General features: G+C 64.1%; 18 protein-coding genes. 7 read left to right on the forward strand and 11 right to left on the reverse strand.

Annotation, left to right across the window (positions count from 1 at the left end; all coding sequences use genetic code 11):
- Positions 1-23: 23 nt before the first annotated feature.
- The 4 genes from H143_RS0107520 (at position 24) to H143_RS20205 (ending at position 5,312) form a co-directional block, all read left to right on the forward strand.
- Entirely contained in the window at positions 24-701 is a 678-nt protein-coding gene (locus tag H143_RS0107520) for a response regulator (RefSeq protein ID WP_019937618.1), read from the forward strand.
- Positions 698-2,092 (forward strand): sensor histidine kinase, encoded by a 1,395-nt coding sequence (locus H143_RS0107525; protein WP_019937619.1) that lies wholly within the window; start codon positions 698-700, stop codon positions 2,090-2,092. The genes H143_RS0107520 and H143_RS0107525 overlap by 4 nt, the downstream gene beginning before the upstream one ends.
- 68 nt (positions 2,093-2,160) lie before the next feature.
- Positions 2,161-3,165, forward strand: a complete 1,005-nt coding sequence (locus H143_RS0107530; protein WP_026349824.1) for an ABC transporter substrate-binding protein — start codon at positions 2,161-2,163, stop codon at positions 3,163-3,165.
- Between the two features lie 107 nt (positions 3,166-3,272).
- The gene (locus tag H143_RS20205; RefSeq protein WP_019937621.1) at positions 3,273-5,312 is read left to right on the forward strand and encodes a diguanylate cyclase domain-containing protein; all 2,040 of its coding nucleotides are present in this window, start codon (positions 3,273-3,275) and stop codon (positions 5,310-5,312) included.
- A 42-nt stretch (positions 5,313-5,354) separates the two neighbouring features.
- Here the strand turns inward: H143_RS20205 and H143_RS0107540 are convergent, their stop codons facing one another.
- The 8 genes from H143_RS0107540 to H143_RS0107575 form a co-directional block, all read right to left on the reverse strand.
- Positions 5,355-6,509, reverse strand: a complete 1,155-nt coding sequence (locus tag H143_RS0107540) for a diguanylate cyclase (protein ID WP_019937622.1) — start codon at positions 6,507-6,509, stop codon at positions 5,355-5,357.
- Between the two features lie 59 nt (positions 6,510-6,568).
- A complete protein-coding gene (locus H143_RS0107545) occupies positions 6,569-7,348 on the reverse strand; it encodes a DUF169 domain-containing protein (RefSeq protein ID WP_019937623.1) in 780 nt (259 codons plus the stop codon).
- Positions 7,349-7,422: 74 nt separating this feature from the next.
- Positions 7,423-7,908, reverse strand: coding sequence for an aromatic-ring-hydroxylating dioxygenase subunit beta (locus H143_RS0107550; protein ID WP_019937624.1), 486 nt, complete (start codon positions 7,906-7,908; stop codon positions 7,423-7,425).
- Positions 7,909-7,932: 24 nt separating this feature from the next.
- Entirely contained in the window at positions 7,933-9,270 is a 1,338-nt protein-coding gene (locus H143_RS0107555) for an aromatic ring-hydroxylating dioxygenase subunit alpha (RefSeq protein WP_231378474.1), read from the reverse strand.
- A gap of 20 nt (positions 9,271-9,290) precedes the next feature.
- Entirely contained in the window at positions 9,291-11,144 is a 1,854-nt protein-coding gene (locus tag H143_RS0107560) for an ABC transporter ATP-binding protein (protein ID WP_019937626.1), read from the reverse strand.
- Between the two features lie 3 nt (positions 11,145-11,147).
- Entirely contained in the window at positions 11,148-12,038 is an 891-nt protein-coding gene (locus H143_RS0107565) for an ABC transporter permease (protein WP_026349826.1), read from the reverse strand.
- Positions 12,038-13,054: an ABC transporter permease gene (locus H143_RS0107570; RefSeq protein WP_019937628.1), complete on the reverse strand. Its 1,017-nt coding sequence runs from the start codon at positions 13,052-13,054 to the stop codon at positions 12,038-12,040. Before H143_RS0107570 ends, H143_RS0107565 begins: the two co-directional genes overlap by 1 nt.
- Before the next feature lie 3 nt (positions 13,055-13,057).
- Entirely contained in the window at positions 13,058-14,599 is a 1,542-nt protein-coding gene (locus H143_RS0107575; RefSeq protein ID WP_019937629.1) for an ABC transporter substrate-binding protein, read from the reverse strand.
- A 240-nt stretch (positions 14,600-14,839) separates the two neighbouring features.
- Between H143_RS0107575 and H143_RS0107580 the strand changes: the two genes are divergently transcribed.
- Positions 14,840-15,529 (forward strand): GntR family transcriptional regulator, encoded by a 690-nt coding sequence (locus H143_RS0107580; RefSeq protein WP_019937630.1) that lies wholly within the window; start codon positions 14,840-14,842, stop codon positions 15,527-15,529.
- A 132-nt stretch (positions 15,530-15,661) separates the two neighbouring features.
- Positions 15,662-17,887 (forward strand): NADP-dependent isocitrate dehydrogenase, encoded by a 2,226-nt coding sequence (locus tag H143_RS0107585; protein WP_019937631.1) that lies wholly within the window; start codon positions 15,662-15,664, stop codon positions 17,885-17,887.
- 52 nt (positions 17,888-17,939) lie between these two features.
- Here the strand turns inward: H143_RS0107585 and H143_RS0107590 are convergent, their stop codons facing one another.
- Positions 17,940-18,938: an NAD-dependent epimerase/dehydratase family protein gene (locus H143_RS0107590; protein ID WP_019937632.1), complete on the reverse strand. Its 999-nt coding sequence runs from the start codon at positions 18,936-18,938 to the stop codon at positions 17,940-17,942.
- 120 nt (positions 18,939-19,058) lie between these two features.
- Between H143_RS0107590 and H143_RS0107595 the strand changes: the two genes are divergently transcribed.
- Positions 19,059-19,955 carry a LysR family transcriptional regulator gene (locus H143_RS0107595; RefSeq protein ID WP_019937633.1) on the forward strand — a complete coding sequence of 299 codons (897 nt, stop codon included), beginning with the start codon at positions 19,059-19,061 and terminating at the stop codon, positions 19,953-19,955.
- A 144-nt stretch (positions 19,956-20,099) separates the two neighbouring features.
- Here the strand turns inward: H143_RS0107595 and H143_RS0107605 are convergent, their stop codons facing one another.
- Complete coding sequence (locus H143_RS0107605; protein ID WP_019937635.1) at positions 20,100-20,288, reverse strand: 4-oxalocrotonate tautomerase; 189 nt, start codon at positions 20,286-20,288, stop codon at positions 20,100-20,102.
- 2 nt (positions 20,289-20,290) lie between these two features.
- A complete protein-coding gene (locus H143_RS0107610) occupies positions 20,291-21,298 on the reverse strand; it encodes a zinc-binding alcohol dehydrogenase family protein (protein ID WP_019937636.1) in 1,008 nt (335 codons plus the stop codon).
- Positions 21,299-21,345 lie beyond the last annotated feature (47 nt).

A 21,345-nucleotide genomic window follows, 5' to 3' on the forward strand; every position in this document is an offset into this window, starting at 1 on the left:
TCGCTTGAAATGTGAACAGAGCAATGAAACTGCTGCTCGTAGAAGACAACGAAGAGTTCGCCCATTGGCTCAGCAAGGCGCTTCGGACAGAGCGGTTCGAGGTCGAGTGCGTATACGATGGCTCGACGGCCATCTCACGCCTGGAGCAGTCGCAATACGATCTGCTCCTGCTTGATCTGCGATTGCCCGGCATGGATGGCCGCAATGTGTTGCGCAGCATTCGTCGGCGGCGCAACGACATGCCGGTTCTGGTCGTGACGGCTAATGCCTCGATCGATGTAAAGGTCGATTGCCTCGATATCGGAGCGGACGATTACGTGGGCAAGCCGTTCGAGATGCGAGAACTCGTGGCAAGAATCAAAGTGTTGATTCGCCGGCACGGACGCAGCAGCCAGTCCGTCGTCCAGTGCGCTGACCTGCAGTTCGATCTGGACATACAGCAATTCCGCCTGGATGGCCGCTTGCTCGAACTCACGCAGCGCGAGCATCGTGTGCTGGAATCCCTTATTTTGCGCCAGGGCAAGACGATCACCAAGGCGCAGTTGATCGCGCAGGTATTTGAGTTGGGCAGCGAGGCGGGCGAGAACGCGATCGAAACCTATATCTATCGGCTGCGCCGCAAGCTTGCCGGGGCGCAGGCGCGGATTCTTACGTTGCGCGGAATCGGCTATGTGCTGCGCGACGCGGCCAATTCGACATGAAGCGGCTGCGCCTTCGCCTGGTTCTCTGGGTGTTGATACCGATGGCTGTCGCGCTTGGGTTGACGACGGCGCTGTCCTGGCGTGACGCGCGCGAAAATGCGCTGCTTTTGCAGGATCGGCGGTTGCTCGCATCGGCCGAAATGATGGCCGAGCAGGTACGTTGGATTGATCAGGCGCTCATCGCCGATACGCCGCCCGCGGCATTGCGCATGCTTGCCTCCAGTCAGCACGACCTTGTCTATTTTCAGGTTCGCGCGCTTCCCGACGATCTGCTCGCGGGATGGCCCGATCTGAGCAGCATGCCGGTATCGGCCGACGGCAAGCCCAATTACGGCAATGTCGCCTATCGCGGCGAAATGCTGAGAATGGTGACGATCTCGCGCCGGCTCTATCGAAACGGTCAGACGACGATCGTTCTCGTCTCGGTGGCTCAAGGGCTCAAGTCATTCTCGCGCTTTGTCGCCAATCTCTGGCAACCGGTGCTCTTTCAGGAATCCGCGCTGCTCACGCTTACGCTGGTGCTGATGCTGGTCGGACTTACGTTCGAGCTCAAGCCGCTTCTGAAATTGCGCAAGGACCTGGAGACGCGCGAAGCCGACGATCTCACCGCGCTCGATACGACGCAACTTCACCAGGAGCTTTGGCCCATGGTGGATACGATCAATCAATATGTCGCGCGCCTCACGCGTCAGCACGATATTCAGAAGCGCTTTATTGCCGATGCCGCACATCAACTACGCACGCCGATCGCTTTGATGAGCACGCAGCTGGACTATGCGGGCCATCTTCAATCCGCTGACGAACTGCGTGAAATGCTGGTCGCGGTGCGCGCGAATGCACGGCGATTGAAAGACCTCGTCAATCAGTTGCTGAGCTTGTCCCAGGCCGAGGCGAGCCGCGAGGCGAAACTGCCGCGCGAACCGGTCAGCCTGCTCGATCTCGCGCACCGAGTGCTCGTTGGACTGTCCGTGCTGGCGGACGACAAGGGCGTAGATCTTGGACTTGATGCCGCCAGCGTCGATACGACCGTGATGACGTGTTCGGCGTTGTTGCATGAGTTGTTGTTCAATCTCGTTGACAATGCCGTGCGCTATACGCCGCGCGGCGGCCATGTCACGGTATACGCGGGACGCGCCGACGCATTGGCAATACTGCGCGTGGACGACACGGGACCCGGCATACCCGTCGCGCTTCGGTCGCGCGTCTTTGAGCGCTTTAGCCGAGGCAATCTGTCGGACAGCGGCGGATTCGGACTGGGCCTTGCCATTGTCAGCGAGGCGGCCAAGGTCTGCAGGGCCGATGTCGAACTTGCGGATGGACTGCAAGGCAAAGGGCTATGCGTTATTGTCCGATTGCCGCTCGCAACGGACGGATCGCCAGAGACCTCGTAAACGAGGCGCGGCACCTGCATCGGATCGTACTTGCGCTGCAGGGACAAGGAGGAGAAAGTTCAATGGACATGAGGAGACTGGCAACTGCCGCGGTGGGTATTTCACTGGGCATGTGCCTATTCGCGAGCCGAGTCGATGCATCGGAAAGGGTCACGATCATGGTCGGTGGCATCGATAAGATCATCTATCTGCCGGCAGTTCTGGCAAAACGTTATTTCGAAAAGCAGGGACTCGACGTTGATGTCGTGACGGAATCCGCGGGAGTCAACGCCGAGGACGAAATGATCGCCGGAGGCGTGCAAGGCGTCGTAGGCTTCTACGATCATACGATTGACTTGCAGGCAAAAGGCATCGAGGTCGAGTCGCTTGTTCAGTTTTCGGACGTGCCGGGCGAAGTGATGCTCGTGTCCAAGAACGCCGCCGCGACAATCACCTCGCCGGCGGACTTCAAAGGCCAGGCGCTTGGCGTGACATCCCTAGGATCGTCGACTGATTTCCTGACCGAGTATCTTGCGAGCCAGGCGGGGCTGGATCACGACGACTATAGGCTCAAGGCCGTCGACGCCGGAACAACGTTCATCAACGCGATGCGCGAAAACCGCATTGCCGCGGGCATGACGACCGAGCCGACTGCGTCTCGGCTGATATCGAGCGCCGAAGCGCGAGTGCTCATCGACATGCGGACCGCGGACGGAACACGCAGCGCGCTCGGTGCGCTCTATCCAACCAGCTGTCTATATATGCCGAGCAGTTGGGTCAATGCGCATCGCCGCGAAGCGGCGCTGCTCGTTCGCGGATTTGTCATGGCATTGCGGTATCTGCACACGCACAGCGCCGAGCAAATTGTCGCGATGTTGCCGCGCAGCTATTACGCAGGCATCGACAAGGCACTCTATGTAAAGGCGCTCAAGGCATACCTGCCATGGTTTTCAGCCGACGGGACAATGCCGGCCGATGGTCCGAAAACCGTGCTTCGCGTAATGTCGACGATTCGTCCGCAGGTTAAAAAAGCCAATATCGATCTGAAGAAAACATACACGGACATGTTCGTCAATGAGGCGGCCAAGCAGTAGCGGTTTCCTTGGTTGAAGTTGATTTTTCAATTGCGGCCATTGATGGCAACGCGCATGTCTGAAAAAATGGGGGCCGACAACGCCCATAAGGCAAAACCGAGACCCCCATGTCGGTCGGACCCACAGGATATGACGAGCTTGCCATGTTGCGCCTGCAGCTCGAGCGCGAACGTCAAGCCCGCCTGGACGCGGAAATTTACCTTGAAGACGGCCTGCGCGAGCTTTACCTGCGGCGGCAGGAGAACAGTCTGCTTGAGGCGATCACGGCCGATGTCGACCAGGCCGTGGACACCGATATCGTGCTGGCATCGGCCCTGGAGCGCATTTGCCGTCATGTCGTGTGGCCGGTCGGCCATATTTTCTTCGTCGATGACGGGCAGCTGCAGGCCGAACCGCAGCTGAGTTCCTCGGGCATCTGGTTTTGCCTGGACGCGCACCGCTTTGCGCTTTTGCGCGCAGCCAGCGTGGAAGACGAGGATGCCATCTACGACGGACTGCCGGGGCAGGTGCTCGGAACGGGTCGACCCGCATGGCTTGCCGATATCACACAAGACATAGATTTCTCGCGTGCGGCCTTGGCCAGGCAGGCCGGCTTGCGCGCGGCATACGGGTTTCCGGTCCTTGCGGGGCGCGAGGTCGTCGCCGTGCTCGAATTTTTTTCGGAGCGCGACGACGAGCCGACCGCATCGCTGCTGTGCAATATGTCGCAGATCGGTGTGCAGCTGGGGCGGATGATCGGGCCGCGAGGCATCGGTGCCGCTGCACGCCTGGGCGCGCAGGAGAAAACGGCGCAACGCAATGCCAGGCTGCGTGAGCAGGTGCATCTGATGGACGATATTCTTGCGTCCATTGCGCAGGGGGTCGCCTACGAAGACGCACAGGGTTATCTGCATTCCTACAACCGGCAATTTCTGGAACTTCTCGATATATCCAAAAATTACGCGGCAAGTCTGCCGGCGATGCCGGATGTGACGCGCGCCTTTCTTGATCCGGCGAAACGCAAAGCGCTGTTCGTCCTGAATGGCAAGTCGTCGGACGATACCGGCTGGGAACGGTTGGACGGCGACCTGAACGGATACGAATGGGACAACTCGAAGAACTACATCCTGGACATGATGTCGGGCTACGTGGTGGAAATACGCCGCCATCCGCTTGCCAGGGGAGGTCATGTCTGGGTGTTCACCGATGTGACGCATCACATTTATACCCAGGAGTCCTTGCGTGAAAGCGAGGCCCGTTGGCGCAGCCTCACGCATCTATCGGCCGATTTGTACTGGGAGATGGATTCCGATCTGCGGATTACCAAACTCGAAGGCCAGGGCACCTCGAACATGCAATACATGTCGAGTTTCCTTGGGAGAAAGGTGTGCATGCTGCCCGGCATACGCGATAAGTCGGCCGATCTGGAGAGGCAGCGCACGTTGATGGATGCGCATCGGTCTTTTCATGAGTTGGAGCTTGCATTGCCCGACGGCAATGGCGAGCGGGTCTGGGTGTCGGTCAGCGGAGAGCCGAAATGCGACGCGGATGGCAGGTTTGCGGGCTATCGCGGTGTGATGCGCGACATTACGGAGAAAAAACGCGCGCAGGATGAAATCCGACAGCTCGCGTTCTACGATGAGCTTACGGGTCTGCCCAACCGGCGCCTGATGTACGACCGTCTGGAACGCGCGCAGGCGGCCAGCGCGCGCGACGGCACGCACGGCGCGCTGATGTTCATCGATCTGGACAATTTCAAGAAAATCAACGACACGCTGGGGCACAAGTGCGGTGATCAATTGCTGGTCCAGGTGGCCGCGCGCCTGCGCGACAGTCTGAGGACCCGCGACACGCTATCGCGCCTGGGCAATGACGATGCCGCGCGCCTGGGCGGCGACGAGTTCGTCGTGGTGCTCGACGGGCTGGCCGGCGGGCTGGAGCAGGCTTGCATGAAGGCGGGGATCGTCGCACATAAGGTTCTTTCGGCATTGAACCTGTCCTACGATCTGGATGGGCAGCAAGTGCGCAGTACGCCCAGCATCGGTGTCGCGCTGTTCCAAGGGCGAGGTCATGACATGGCGGAGCTGATGCGCCGGGCCGATCTGGCCATGTACCAGGCCAAGTCTCAAGGCCGCAACGCGGTATGTTTTTACACCGTGGACATGTAGGTCCTGGTTCCCGAGTTCCGCGGGCGCCGCACAAATACCCCGTCAGGGAGCCAGGTGTACCTTATTGCGGCCCAGGTGCTTGGCGGAGTAGGCGGCCGCGTCGGCCCGGGCCATGGTGGTGTCGATGGATTCGCTGTCGCGGTGCTGGGCCACGCCGATGGATACGGTGATGCGCACGGGCGGGTTGTTGATGAGCGGCATGTTTTCGAGGCTGGCGCGGATGCGGTCGCCGGCATTGGTCGCGGCCTCGACCGGGGTGTCCGGCAGCAGGATGACGAACTCTTCGCCGCCGTGCCGTGCGAACAGGTCCTGCGAGCGCAGCAGACTGCGCACGTGCTCGGCGAAGGCCCGCAGCACGCGGTCGCCGACCTCGTGGCCGTAGGTGTCGTTGACCTGCTTGAAGTGATCGATATCGACCATCAGCACCGACAGCTGGCGCGCGCTGTGTACGACGCGGTTTTGCCAGGTGGCCAGAGCGCTGTCGAGCACGCGGCGGTTGGCCAGGCCGGTCAGCGGGTCGGTGGTGGCGTCGTGCCTGGCCGCGCGCAGCCTCTCGCGCAGCTGATCGGTAAGCTGTGCATTCTCGATCTGCAGCTGCAAGCCATACAGCACGCGGGCCGATGCCCGCTGGGTGTGTGCATGGATGAGCAGCATGAAAAGCGCCATGCCGGTCAGCAGCGGGAGCGCTTCGACGTAAGCATAGTCGCGGTGATAGGCGCAGCTGATGCATACCATGGCGTAGATCGCCACGCTGTGGAAGCGGTAGGCCCGGATGTGGCTGATAAAGGTGGGTCCCATCAACGCGGTGATGGCGCACAGCACCACGATCAGTTCGAGATAGAGGTGCTCGTCCATGGACAGCAGCAGCAGGCTCGAACCCCAGGCCAGGCCGTCGAGCACAGCGGCCAGGTACAGCAGCCGGGCGTCGCGGGCCACGGTGATGTGCCTGTGCGTCAGGCGGGCCAGTATGATCAGGCTCACCGTCCAGGCCAGCACAAATGGGATGAGCCAGTTCAGCAGCAGGGGCTGGGAAATTCTGCCCCAGGCCAACCATGCGACGAACAGCCAGCCCAGCGGCGCAGTCAGCAAGGCCGTGCGAAATTGCTCGATGCACTGCTGAAAGCCTAACTCGAGCGCGGTATCGCGCGAGGCGTAGGGATGGGCGGGTGTATCGCCAGCGTATGCAGGCAGAGGCATGGCTCCAGGCAAATTTGGTTAAAATATGCAAGGATAGCCATTTTATGGTCCGCCTGTCTCTATCCTGGAGTAGGCTGTTTGCCCGGGTAGCTGACCGCCATTCCCGACCGGACGTCCTGCTGGATGCCGTACTGCGCGAAGGGATAGCGCAGGCCGTTGCCGGCCAGGGCCTGCATGCCCGCGATGGCCTTGGCCAGCATTGCCGGCGGTAGCGCCATGAGCATCTCGTCGTCCAGCACGCCGCCGTACCTGCGCTCGGCGAAGCAGGGAATCGACAGGCTAGGCGCCCCGGTCTTGAGTGCCCGGCCCCAGGAATCGGCGCAGGAGGACTCGCCGACCACGCTCCAGTCAAAGCGCTTGTACCCCGACCATTGCAGCCCGTTGATGAAATACATCATGGCGCCGGGCGTGGCGTAGAACAGGGCGATCTGCGGGTCGATGCGACCGGCGGCAAGCGGGGACACCACCAGGGCCTCGTACTCGCCGTCCGCGACGCACTGCATGGCGGACTGGTGGGCGCGCGAGTCCTCGACTGTGGCGTACCAGACCCCCGCCATGTGCCGGCCCGAGGCCCATTCGGCGTCTTTGGCGTTGCCCAGGCCAACGACCGACCGGCATTGCGACCCGACCAGGTCGTCGGCGGTGACGCCGAGAGTGAAACCCAGCCGCGCGGTCTGCCCGACGATCTGGTCCATCGTGTGTATTGCCTTGGGGCGGCGTATGCGAGGGATGGCCTGCATGTCCTCGCGCCGTTCGTACAGTTTCATCCCGAACGGGATGCTGCGCAGCCTGAGCAGATGCTCCAGCCGCGCCGCCAGTGTTGCCAGATCCAGATCCATCGAAACGACTCCTCGCCTTGCCCAGGACCCACCCTGCAGCCATGAGCACGGCGTTGTAAACAGGCCCGGCGGCCTCAGGGCAACAACTGTATGGCGGGTAGCGCCGCGTCGCAATTGAGCAGCAGGACTTTCTTGGTCTTGATGCGCAGGCCCTGCGGCGTGCCGATCAGTTCATGCTCGGCCGTGGCGGCCAGAATGTGTTGCGTGTCGCCCTGCGTTTCGACGTAGATGAAGGGCGTACTGAGCGTGTAGTGAGCGGCCGCCGCATCGCGGCCGGTCACTTCGGGAGCCTGCAATACATGCAGGCAGCGCACCGCCGGGTGCAGCGAATGCGCCCTGGGGTCCTTCATGCGATCTAGCCGCAGTCGCAGCAGCATCTTGTCTTCGTACATCAGCGCGGGCTCGTCCAGGCCGCTGTGCTGGCCGGGCGCGAGCGGCATCCAGTACAGGCCGTCCTCGGCATAAAGCGCGTACCATTCGTCGAAACGGCCCTGGTCGATGAGCCGGGCTTCCTGGTAGATGAGGCGGGTCAAGTCCGCGTCCGCGGGGGCTTGCATCATGGCGTGTCCTTCAGTCTCGATCCGTCAGGCCGGATCCATCAGGCGCAGCCAGCCGCGATACTGGTTGCGCATCATGATTTCGTTGTTGCCGTTTTCCAGCGCGAGCTCGGGACTCTGCGCTTCGCCGGCCTGGTGGCCGCGATGCAGGCTCACCCATTCGTTGCCGTCGCTGCCCAGGCCTATCTGCTGGCTTTCGAATAGATGCACATCGTCGTGCGCCACTACCGACATGGGCGAGAACACCAGGCGCGCATAGGACGCCACCCGCTGGCGCAGGCGCTGCGGGGCGCCCTTGGGCGCCAGGGCCCAGGCTTCGACCAGGGTGCGGTCCGGGCCGAGCGGGCGCAGTACCCGTACCAGCGAAGGCGAGGTCTTGAACGCCGCGCTGGGATAGAACACCGTATTTTGCGGTGAGAAAGACAGCAAGGCGCGGGCCTGGTCCGCGCCGTATCGTGCGGCCAATTCGGCCTCGTATTCGGGCAGGGGCGCGTAGCCGGAGTGGATGCTGGCCTTGGTGCCCAGCACGCTATGGCCGTTGGGCAGCACCTTGGCGCCCATGTCGGAATAAAAACTGTAGCCCGCGCCGAAGGGCAGCAGTTGCTCCATGGCCAGCGAGGTCCCGGCATCGCCTTCGGGCAGCGACTTGCCGATGCCCGCAGCCGCGGTGGCCGCCGACTCGTGCGTGGAAATCGGGTGCACCGTGTCGTTGATGTTCTCCAGGTACATCTTCCAGTTGCAGCGGATCACGTTGCGCAGCGGCGCGCCCACCACCTCCAGTTCCCCCAGCGGCGAGCGCGCCACCATATTGTCGAGCGTGGCCAGCGCTGTGGAACCGAAATAGCGGTCGAAATCCAGGCCCGCCCCGCTGATGCGCACGAACACGAAACCCTTGTAGTTGCGCACGCCGCCCGGCGCGGCCAGGCCCTGGCCCGACGGGCTGGCCGACATGCCGGTGCCCTCGTAGTCGTTCTTGAGCGGCACCGACATCAGCTTGCCGTCGAGCTTGTAGGTCCAGGCGTGATAGGGACAGCGCAGGAATTTACCGGTATTGCCTTGGCGTTCGTGCAGCAGCCGGCTGCCCTTGTGGGCGCAGCGGTTGAACATCACGGCCAACGTGCCGTCCGCCTGGCGCAGCATGGCCAGCGACTGGCCGGCGATCTGGGCGGTGTAGTAGTCGCCCGTCTTGGGCACCAGGCTGTCGTGGCCCAGAAAGACCCAGGCGCGCTTCCACAGCCTTTCGCGTTCGAGCTCGTAGACCCGCGCGCTGAGGTAGAGGTCGCGATGGACGCGGTCGGCCTGGACCAGGCCGGCCATCGATTCGCCGCCGGCATCGGGCGGTTGCATGGGCATGGGCTGAGACATGATGGACCTTGTGGTGCGGATCAGGCCGCGGTGGCCGGCAGAACGGGGGGCCAGAGGGCATTGCCCGCTTCGGGCGGCACCGCCGCGATCAGGGCGCGGGTGTATTCGTGGCGCGGCGCCTTGAAGACCTGCTCGGTCTCGCCGGCCTCGACGACCACGCCGCGGTACATGACCATGACGCGGTTGCACAGGTAGCGCACCACGGCCAGATCGTGCGAAATGAAGACCAGGCCGATGCCCAATTCGCGGTTCAGGCGCAGCAGCAGGTTCAGGATAAGCGCCTGTACCGAGACGTCCAGGCCCGATACGATTTCGTCGGCCACCAGCATGCGCGGTGTCAGGCACAGGGCGCGGGCGATGTTCACGCGCTGCTTCTGCCCGCCCGATAGCTGCGAAGGCAGGCGCCCGAGCGTGCTGGGCGACAGGCCCACGGCCTGCATCAGGCGCTGCGCGGCGGCCATGCGGTCGGCGGCCTGTTCGGACCCGGCGCCGTCGGCCTCGAGTATCTGTGTGACCAGATCGGCCACCCTGCGGCGCGGATTGAGCGCCGAGTCGGGATTCTGGAACACCATCTGCACGCATTTGCGCAGGGCGCGCGCCTGCCCGGCATCCGCGGTGTGGCGGTCCTGGCCATCGATCAGGATGCTGCCGCCGGTGGGCGGCACCAGGCCCATCAGCAAGCGCGCCATGGACGTCTTGCCGCTGCCGCTTTCGCCCACGATGCCCAGGAACTCGCCCGGCGCCACGCTGAAGGACACCGGCTGCACGACTTGTATTGGATCGGCTTTTTTCCAAAGACCGGAGCGGCCGGGATAGCTGAGCGACACGTTGCGCAATTCGACCAGCGGCTTGGCCTGGCGATCTCCGGCCGGCAGGACGGGAGCGGCTTGGGCCGCGCCGCGATCGGCTGCGGGAATGACGGCCAGACAGCGGGCCAGTCGGCCTTCGTCACGCGCCAGCAGGAACGGCGGCTGGGTTTCGCATTCGGGCTTGCGCACTGCGCAACGCGAGTAATAGCGGCAGCCCTGGATGTCGGGGAAATCGCTGACGGCGGGCATGAAGTCCGGCAGCGAGGGCAGGGCCACGCGTTCGCCTTGCAGGGCCGGCGCGGCGATCTTGAGACTGAGCGTATAGGGATGAATGGGCTTGTCCAGCACCTGCGCGGCCGAGCCGTACTCGACCACCTCGCCGGCATATAGCACCGCCACGCGATCGCACACGTGAGCGGCCATGCGCAGGTCGTGCGTGATCAGCACGACAGCCGTGCCGTGGCGCCGCTGCTGCGCGCGCAGCACGCGCATGATCTGCGCCTGCGTCATGACGTCCAGCGCGGTGGTGGGTTCGTCGGCCACGATCAGCGCGGGCTCGCCGCAGAAGGCCATGGCGATGAGGATGCGCTGGCACTGTCCGCCCGACAACTGGTGCGGGTAGCGCCGCAGGATGGCCTGGCCGTTGGGCAGGCCCACTTCGGCCAGGCGGTCCAGCGCCATCTGCCGCCATTGCGCCTTGGGCGCGCCCACGTGCGCCAGGTGCTCGAACAACTGCTGGCGTACGGTGAGAACGGGGTTCAGGCCCGACAGGGGCTCTTGTGGAACGAAGGCGATGCGGCGGCCCAGCAGGGCGCGATGCTGCCTGCGCGGCAGCGCCAGCAGGTCGCGGCCCTCGAAGCGCACGGCGCCCTGGGTCACCGCGAAACCGGGCGGGATCTCGCCAGCGATCACGCGTCCTATCATGCTCTTGCCCGCGCCCGATTCGCCCACCAAGCCCAGCATGCTGCCGGGCTCGACGTTCAGGGCGATGCCGCGCAGCACGTCGGCGCGCTTGCCCGCGACGTTCAGCGACAGGGTCAGGTCATGGAATTCGACGACAGCCATTTTTTATATCCGGGAGCTGTTGGCCCGCGGGTCCAGCGCCTGGCGCAGGCCGTCGGACAGCAGGTTGAAGCCGAGCACCGTGACCACGATGCCCAGGACCGGCGGTATCAGGTTCCAGATGTCTTCCTGCATGACCCCGCGCGCGTCGGCGATCATCACGCCCCATGCCACGGTGTTGGCCGGCACCGACAGGCCGACGAAACTCAGGATGGCCTCGACCACGATGGCCACGCCCATCTCCAGGCTAAAGAGCGTGATGATGAGCGGCACCAGACCGGGCAGCATCTCGCGCAGCATGATGCGCAGGTGCGAGAAGCCCATCAGCCGGGCCGCGATCACGTAGTCGCGGCGTCGGATCACCAGCGCCTCGGCGCGCACCACGCGGCAGAACCGCGTCCAGTCGACCACGATCACGGACAGGATCACATTGCCCACGCCGGGTCCCAGGCCCACCATCAGGATCAGCGACAGCACCACCGGCGGGAACGACATCCACAGGTCGACCAGGTAGCCGATGGCCCGGTCGACCTTGCCGCCGAAATACGAGGCCAGCAAGGCCAGCGCACAGCCCAGCAGCATGGTGCCGATGGCCGAACAAAGGCCCACCCAGAGCGCCACGCGCGAGCCGAAGATCAGGCGCGAAAGAACGCAGCGGCCCAGGCTGTCGGTGCCCAGCGGATACCGCGCCATGCCATCGGCCATCCAGGCCGGCGGCAGCAGGGGCGAGAGCAGGTCCTGCGACAGCGGGTCGTTCGGCGCGATCCAGGGCGCGAAGATCGCCACCAGCACCAGCGCCAGCACGATGGCGCCCCCGACCAGGGTCTTGGGCGAGTGCCGCATCGCGCGCAGGGTCCGGCGCCAACGGCCGGATGCTTGCATTGCCAGGGTAGACATCAGGCGTCCCTCAGGCGCGGGTTGACCACCGTATACAGGCAGTCGACACAGGTATTGATGACCAGGATGATGACGCAGAACACCAGGGCGATGCCCTGGATCAGCGGCAGGTCGTGGTTGCGCACGGCTTGCACCATCAGGTTGCCCAGGCCGGGAAAGGAAAAGATCATTTCAATGAGCAGCGTGCCGCCGAACAGAAAGCCGAACTGCACGCCGATGAGCGTGAGCGTAGGCAGCGCCGCGTTCTTGAGCATGTGCCGCAGCACGATGCGCGTATCGGACTGCCCGCGCAGGCGCGCCACCATTGCGTACTGCTCGCCGGCCGCCTCGAGCAGGCTGGCGCGCAGCACGCGGATGATGAGCGGGGCAAAGCCCAGCGCCAGCGCCAGCGCCGGCAGCACCAGGTGCGAGAAGGCGTTGCCCCAGGCATGCAAATCGCCCCGCAGCAGGAAGTCGATCAAGGCAAAGCCCGTGACCTTGGGCGGGGCGATGTCGGCGCCGAAGCGGTCCGAGAAGGGCAGGACAGGCCACATCACGCCCAGCAGCAGCATCAGGAAGATGCCCCACAGGAAGGACGGCACCGAGATGAGCAGCACCACGAAGCCGTCGGCCAGCAGCTCGCCGCGCCGCTTGTGCAGCGCGTAGAGCAGCAGGCCGCCGGGGATGCTGATGATGAGCGAGAACACCAGCGCTACGACCGACAGCTCGATCGTGGCCGGCAGGTTGGTGGCGATCAGGTGGGTCACCGTCTCGCCCGAGGTGATGGAGCGTCCCAGGTCGCCATGCAGGGCGTGGGCCAGCCAGATGCCGTACTGCACCGGCAAGGACCGGTCCAGCCCCAGGGCCGCGCGCAGCGCGTCGACTTCGGCCGGCGTGGCCGTGGGCGGCAGCATCATGGCCAACGGGTCGGCCGGCAGCATGCGCAGCACCACGAAGACCACGATCGACAGCGCGAAGATCATCGGTATCGCGATGAGCACGCGCGCGAACACCTGGCGGGCTAGGACTGCAAGCATGGCTTACTTTTTCCAGCTGTACTCTTGCGGCATGATGTAGCCGGTCTGGTAGGTGTCCACGTTCAGCGTCTTCTTGTAGGCGATGGTGGTCACGCTCTGGATCAGCGGTATGCACCAGGCGTCGTCGGTGGCCTTCTTCTCGATCGCCTGATAGCCGGCGATGCGCTGGGCCTGGGGCAGGGACGAGAGCTGCTTGAACGTGTCGGCCAGCTCGGGCTGCTTCCAGGCCGAGAACGGCAGGTCGGGGTTCAGGATGTAGCCGGCGAAGATCTCCGGATCGGCCGTGGCGTTGTCCCAGCTATAAAGCATGGGGCCGGGCAGCTTGGCCGAATGGCTCAGTTCCATGTACTTGGCCAGGGTCACTTCCTGCAGGTCGGCCTTGATGCCGATCTGTGCCCACATTTGCACGATGGCGCGCGCCATGTCGTAGTCGCCCGGCGTCGACCCGTTGGCCGACATGAAGGGGATCTCCAGCGGCTTGCTGGGGCTGTAGCCCGCCTTGGCCAGTTCGGCCATGGCGGCCTTCGGGTCAAACTTCACATCGGCGTCGCTGACGTAGGCCGGCGTGCCGGGCAGGGCCAGCACCGAGATCGGCTTGGCCGTGTTGGCGAAAAAGGCGCGCGACAGGGCTTGCTTGTTGATGGCCATCTGCATGGCGCGGCGCACGTGCACGTTCTGCAGCGCGGTCACGTAGCTGGGCATCTGCACGATGAAGATCTGGGTGTACGGATAGACCTTGGATACGAGCTTGCTGTCGTGCTTGAGGCGCTCGGCGTCGCGCACCGGGATCTGCACCGCCACGTCGGCGCGGCCCGATTCGAGCATGGCCACGCGCGCCGAGGTGTCGGGCACGAAATTGAAGACCACGCGCTTGATGGCGGGCTTGGGACCCCAGTAGCCGTCATAGGCCTGGAGCACCGCGCGCGAGCCGCGCTCGTAGCTCACCAGCTTGTAGGGACCGGCGCCGATCGGGTGCGCCAGGAATCCGTCCGTGCCAACCTTCTCGATATAGGCCTTGGGCAGGATATAGGCCGTCATGAAGGCCAACCAGTCCGGCGCCGTGGGCGTGGGGTTCTTGAAGTCCATTACCGCCTCGGTGGGCGACTTGATCTCGATGCCGGACAGCTTGTTGGTGAAGGTGCTATTGATCACCAGCTTCTTGTCGGTCTTGGGCCGGTCGAAGAAGGTGTACTTGAAGTCCTCGGTGGTGAGCTTGCTGCCGTCCTGGAAGGTAACGCCGCTGCGCAGCACGATGTCCAGGCGGGTGTTCTTGTCATCCAGCCACTTCCAGGACTGGATCAGGCGCGGGGTGACCTCGAGCTTGTCGTTGATCATCAGCGGCGAATCGAAGACAGCCTTGTAGATCGACTGGACGGCGGGCCAGGTGCCTGCGGTGGGATCCCAGCTGGGCGGGTCGACCGGGTAGGCGATGGTGAGCTCGCCATTGGCGGCGCTGGCGATCGGCGCGACTGCCGCACAACCCAGGGCCACCAGGCAGCAAGCGAGCGCTCGGCGGGCAAGCGCGGACAGAGAACGGGTACTCATGTACACCTCCAAACACGGGATCGGAACGGATATCAGTGGCGCTTTAAACCATATACTGCTGATGTAAATTTACTGATTAGTTTAGGTTTAAAGTGATTTAATTTATTTAAAAACAACTGCTTATTTTTATCAAGAAGAATATATTGTTTAAGTGAAAACCCTGATTAACTGCTTCTTTCGAGGTCGTTAGTCTGGGGGCCGGCCGCGCGCCAAGCCGCCGAACCGCACAAGAGGAGCGTCATGCAGTCCCCCGCCAATCCCGGCAAAAAACCCAATTTGCGCGAACGCGTCTACCTGATGTTGCGCGAGCGCATCCAGATGGGGCTGGTCGGCGCGGATGACCGTCTGGTCGACCATGACATCGCGCACGAGCTGCACGTCTCGCGCATGCCGGTGCGCGAGGCGCTGATGCAACTCAAGAACGAGGGTGTGCTGGAAGGCACGGCGCGCGGCTTCGTCCTGCGGCGCCATTCGCTGCAGCAGATCAACGACATCTTCGAGATACGCATCCTGCTCGAGCCGCATGCCGCGGCCCTGGCCACGGCCAATGCCGGCCCGGCCTTCCTGGCGCGGATGAAGAGCGCGCTGGACGCGGCCGAGCAGGCCTCGGTGCGCGGCGACTGGGAAACCTTCATGCGTCTGAACGCCGATTACCGGGCCGCGTGGATCGACAGCGTGCCCAACCGGGCCATGGCCGACATGATCTCGCGCTTTATCGACCACGTGCAGACGGTGCGTTTGATGACCATGCAGGACCCGACCGTGCGCGGCATCATCCTGGACGGCATGCGCGGCCTGTACGAAGCCTACCTCTCGGGCAACGCCGATCTGGTGCGCGAACGCATGACCGCGCACTGCCGCACCGCCGCCGCCTGCTACTACCAGTGCTACCAGCGTCTGTGCGTCGCCGAGCCGCCCCCGGGCAACTGAGACGGTGCTAGACTCTGAGGCCCGCAGGCCCCTGCGCGAGCAATGGGCCGGGCCGCCTTGGGCTTATGTGTCCGCGGGCGGCTGGACTGCTCTGTCTTTCTACCCATAAAGACCCGAACCAAGGCTGACCGAATGTCTACCACGTCGAAGATCATCTACACCCTTACCGACGAAGCGCCCGCCCTCGCGACGTACTCGCTGCTTCCCATCGTGCAGGCATTTGCCGGTCCCGCCGGAATCGCCGTCGAGACCCGCGACATCTCCCTGTCCGGCCGCATCATCGCTACGTTCCCCGAGTCGCTGACCGAAGCGCAGCGTATTTCCGACGACCTGACCTACCTGGGCCAACTCGCCACCAAGCCCGAAGCCAACATCATCAAGCTGCCCAACATCAGCGCCTCGATCCCGCAGCTCAAGGCCGCGATCAAGGAACTGCAGGGCAAGGGCTACGCGCTGCCCGACTACCCGGACGAGCCCAGGAACGACGCCGAGAAAGACGTCAAGGTCCGCTACGACAAGATCAAGGGCAGCGCGGTGAACCCGGTGCTGCGCGAAGGCAACTCCGACCGCCGCGCTCCCCTGTCGGTCAAGAACTATGCCCGCAAGCATCCCCACAAGATGGGCGCCTGGAAGGCCGACTCCAAGGCCCATGTGGCCCACATGATGGACGGCGACTTCTACGGCAGCGAGAAATCGGCCCTGATCGCCGCCGAGGGCGCGGTCAAGATCACCCTGCACGGCAAGGACGGCTCGGCCGCGGTCCTGAAGGAAACCACCCAGGTCAAGGCCGGCGAACTGATCGACGCTTCGGTGATGAGCAGGAAGGCCCTGCGCGCCTTCGCCGCCGAACAGGTCGCCGACGCCCGCGCCCAGGGCGTGCTGTTCTCGGTGCACCTGAAGGCCACCATGATGAAGGTCTCCGATCCGGTGATCTTCGGCCACTTTGTCTCGGTGTTCTACGAAGAAGTGCTGGCCAAGCACGCCGCCGCCCTGGCTGAAGCCGGCTTCGATCCCAACAACGGCATCGGCGACCTGTACAACCGTCTGTACACGCTGCCCGCGGCCATGCAGGTCGATATCAAGGCCGACATCGAGGCGCTGTACAAGAAGCAGCCCGCGCTGGCCATGGTGAACTCCGACAAGGGCATCACCAATCTGCACGTGCCCAGCGATGTCATCGTCGACGCTTCCATGCCCGCCATGATCCGCGAAGGCGGCAGGATGTGGAACGCCCAGGGCGAAGCGCAGGATGCCAAGGCCTGCATTCCCGACCGCAGCTACGCCGGTATCTACCAGGCCGTCATCGACGATTGCAAGAAGAACGGCGCCTTCGACCCGGTTACCCTGGGCACGGTGCCCAACGTGGGCCTGATGGCCCAGGCTGCTGAAGAATACGGTTCGCACGACAAGACCTTCGTCATTCCCGCCGATGGCACCGTCAAGGTGACCGACGCCTCGGGTGCCGTGCTGCTCGAGCATGCCGTGGAAAGCGGCGACATCTGGCGCATGTGCCAGACCAAGGACGCGCCCATCCAGGATTGGGTCAAGCTGGCCGTCACCCGTTCGCGCCTGTCGGACACGCCCGCCGTGTTCTGGCTCGACCCGGCCCGCGCCCATGATGCCAACGTCATCGCCAAGGTGCAGCGCTACCTGAAGGACCACGACACCAGCGGCCTGGACATCCGCATCATGTCGCCTGTCGAGGCCACCCAGTTCTCGCTCGAGCGCATCCGCAAGGGCCAGGACACCATCTCGGTCACCGGCAACGTGCTGCGCGACTATCTGACGGACCTGTTCCCCATCATGGAGCTGGGCACCAGCGCCAAGATGCTGTCCATCGTGCCGCTGATGGCCGGCGGCGGCCTGTTCGAAACCGGCGCTGGCGGCTCGGCGCCCAAGCATGTGCAGCAGTTCAACGAGGAGAACTTCCTGCGCTGGGATTCGCTTGGCGAATTCATGGCCCTGGCCGCTTCGCTGGAGTTCCTGGGCCAGAACACCGGCAACGCCGGCGCCAAGGTCCTGGCCAGGACGCTGGACGAAGCCACCGGCAAGTTCCTGGACACCGACAAATCGCCCGCCCGCAAGGTCGGCGGCATCGACAACCGCGGCAGCCATTTCTATCTGGGTATGTACTGGGCTCAGGCCCTGGCCGCTCAGACCGAGGACAAGGCGTTGCAGGCCAAGTTTGCGCCCCTGGCCAAGACCTTGGCCGAAAACGAGGCCAAGATCGTCGCCGAACTAGGCGTGGTTCAGGGCAAGCCGGTCGACATCGGCGGCTACTATCGCCCGGATACGGCGCTGGCCGGCAAGGCCATGCGTCCCAGCGCGACGCTCAACGCCGCCCTGGCCGCGCTCTGACCGTCGGTGCCTTCGCATTACCCAAGGAAAAGCCGGCCGCGTGCCGGTTTTTTCATTTCGTCGCGACTGCGCCGTTCCTCTTCAAATCGTTGCGGCGCAGCAGGCGCGAGCCGTTCGCAACGGCTGCCAGCGTCTGGCGTATGCCCAGCGCATACGGCGTCTTGTGGATCGGCCCGATTAGCCGCTGCAGCGCCGAGTCATCCAGGATCAGCGGCTCGGTCATCAGGTAGTTCATTTCCACCAGCTCGCGCATGAGGGGACTGAACAGACCGGCGAGGCGCAGCATTGTCTTGCCGGCCACGCGCAGTTTGAGCGTCGTGCCGGTCTGGCGTTCCATGTGCGCGACCAGCTCGCGTTGGGTCGTGGCGCCGGCCCCGGCGAGATGCCAGATCTTCCCGAAAGCGGCGGGGGTATCGGCCAGCCGCGCGACCACCGGCCCCACGTCCGGCACGAAGATGAACTCGTGCGGGCGGTCGAGCGGGCCGATCATATCGGCGGTGCCACCGTTCACCGCTGCCTGCGCGGCGCGGTGCAGCAGGCTGGCCTGCACGCCGGGGCCGTAGAAGTCCGGCAGGCGCAGCACGGCGGCGCGGATGCGGCCGTCGGCGTGGGCCTGCATCAGCAGGTCCTCCTGGGCCTTGCGCATGCGGCCTTTGAAAGTATGCGGTTCGCGCGGATGGTCTTCGCGCACCGGGTTGAATTGCGCCCGGCCATAGGGATATACGGTGCCGATCAGGATCAGGTTCCGCACGCCGGCGGCCGCCGCGCCATCCAGCGTCTTGCGCATCAGCTGCGGGTGCAGTTCGAATTGCCAATAGTTCACGCCCACCAAATAGACCAGCGTGTCCACGGCTTCGGCCGCGGCGCGCACCGAAGCCGGCGAGTCCGGGTTCCAGGTGACGATCTCGGCCAGCGGATCGGTGCCAAAGGCCTTGCGCAGGCCAGCCGCGTCGCGGCCCACAACACGGTAGGGACGGCCCTGGCCGCCGAGCACGGCGGCGATGCTTTGGCCGATGGCGCCGGCGGCGCCGAATAATGCGATTTTGGACATATTGGTTTTCCTTCGGTTTGGGAGCTGGAGAGACGAGGTGCGAACGACTGCAGTTTGCGGATGGACAGCTAAAAAGAAAATTGCCTAGAATTGCCTAGTTGCTATAAAAATTGGCATACCGTGGCCGACAGCGAACCGAATTGGGAGTGGTATCGAAGCTTTCTCCAGGTTCTGGAAACGGGTTCGCTATCTGCGGCGGGCCGGGCACTGGGCCTGACGCAACCGACCGTTGGCCGGCACATCGACGGCTTGGAAGCCGCACTGGGCCTCAAGCTCTTTATCCGCTCTTTCGACGGCTTTTCCCCTACGGATGCCGCGCAGGAACTCAGCCCCTATGCCGCGGGCATCGCCGCCACGGCGGCCGCCTTGCGGCGGGCGGCCAGCAGTCACGGATCGGGCGTTCGCGGCACGGTACGGCTGACGGCTAGCGAAGTCATCGGTGTCGAAGTCCTGCCGCCGATTCTCGCGGCCTTGCATCGCAAGCACCCCGAGTTGGTCATCGAGCTGGTGGTGTCCGACCGGACCGACGACCTGCTGCATCGCGAGGCGGACATCGCGGTGCGCATGTTCCAGCCGGTGCAGGATGCGCTGGTGGCCAAGCGCGTCGCAGGCATCGGGCTCGGCTTGTACGCCCACGAGCGCTACCTGGCAGATCGAGGTGTACCCCGATCAATGGATGCCTTGTCCGGCCACGCGGTCATCGGCTTTGACCACGAGAGTGCCTTTATTCGGCGGTTTCAAGAGCAGGTTCCCGCTTTTTCGCGGGATCGGTTCGCGTTCCGTGCCGACAGCGGTTTGGCCCAGTTAGGAGCGATCCGGGCGGGCCTGGGCATCGGCGCCTGCCAATCGGCGCTGGCCGCACGGGACAAGCGGTTGGTTCGAGTCCTGCGCAGCCAGTTCTCGCTGTCGATGGACGCCTGGATCGCCATGCATGAAGATTTGCGGGCAAGCCCGCGTTGCGCGGCGACCTTTGCCGCGCTTGCGGCAGGATTGGCGGCTTACGCGAAGAGCGCTTAGCGCCGCCGGGCAGCGATACTCACTTGGGGAGCCGTTATGAGAGCGTATGTACTCGCACTGATCGACATACACGATGAGCAAGGCTACAAGGCCTATGCGCAAGGCGTGCCGGCGACGATCATCGAGGGATGGAACGGCGAATAGCTATTTTCGTTGCGACATCAGGGTCCCGCCGGTCGCCCAGTTGCTCTTTTTCACGTCTTCGATGACCACGAAGATGCTGTCGGGCTTGGCGCCGGCGTGTTCCACCATGGCATTGGTGATGGCCTGGGCGAGCTTGGCTTTTTGCTCGTCGCTGCGGCCTTCGAGCATTTCGACGCGGATGTAAGGCATGTTCAGAATCCTTCGAGAACGATTTTGCCGCGCGTCTTGTGGCTTTCGAGCATGGCATGCGCGCGGCGCAGGTTTGCCGCGTTGATCTTACCGTAGTGATCGGCCAGGGTCGTCTTGAGCACGCCGTCCTCGACCAGGCGGGAGACGCGGTTCAGCAGTTCGTGCTGGCGCGCCATGTCGGCGGTCTCGAAGAGCGAGCGCGTGAACATCAGTTCCCAGTGCAAGGAAATGGACTTGCTCTTGAGCGGCACGGCGTCCAGCGTGGCCGGGTCGTCGATCAGGGCCAGCTTGCCTTGCGGCGCCAGGGCCTGGACGATCTGGGCGTAGTGCTCGCCGGTATGGGTCAGGCTTGCGACCATGTCCACCTGCGGCAGGCCGATGCGGGCTAGTTCCTCGGTCAGCGGTTTGCCGTGGTCGATGACGTGGTGGGCGCCCAGATCCTGAATCCACTGGACGGTCTCGGCGCGCGAAGCGGTGCCGATGACCGTCAACCCGGTGAGATTGCGCGCCAATTGCACAAGCATGGAACCCACGCCGCCGCCGGCGCCGACGATGAGCAGGCGCTGGCCCGTGCCCCCGTCCTCGGGTACGCCCAGGCGGTCGAACAGCAGTTCCCAGGCGGTGATCGTGGTCAGCGGCAGGGCGGCGGCCTGGGCGTCTGAGAGGGTTGCGGGCTTGGTGCCCACGATGCGTTCATCGACCAGATGGAATTCGGCATTGGTGCCCGGACGCGTCAGCGCGCCGGCGTAATAGACCTCGTCTCCCGGCTTGAACAGAGTGACTGCGCTGCCAATCGCGGCAACCGTGCCCACGGCATCCCAGCCCAGAACGCGCGGCGTCGTGGTGGCCGCGCCCCTGCGCACTTTGGTGTCGACCGGATTGACTGAAACAGCGCGAACGGACACCAGCAAGTCCCGCGGTCCGGGCTCGGGCACAGGTAGCTCCACATCGATCAAGGACTGGGGATCGTCGGCAGGCAGGTCGTTGCGGATATAGGCGATGGCTTTCATGGCGGGTTCCGGTTTTGAGGGGAGTCGCACGTTCAGTGTGCGTGCAG

Origin of the sequence: Bordetella sp. FB-8 (assembly GCF_000382185.1) — a bacterium.
Taxonomy (GTDB): Bacteria; Pseudomonadota; Gammaproteobacteria; order Burkholderiales; family Burkholderiaceae_B; genus Bordetella.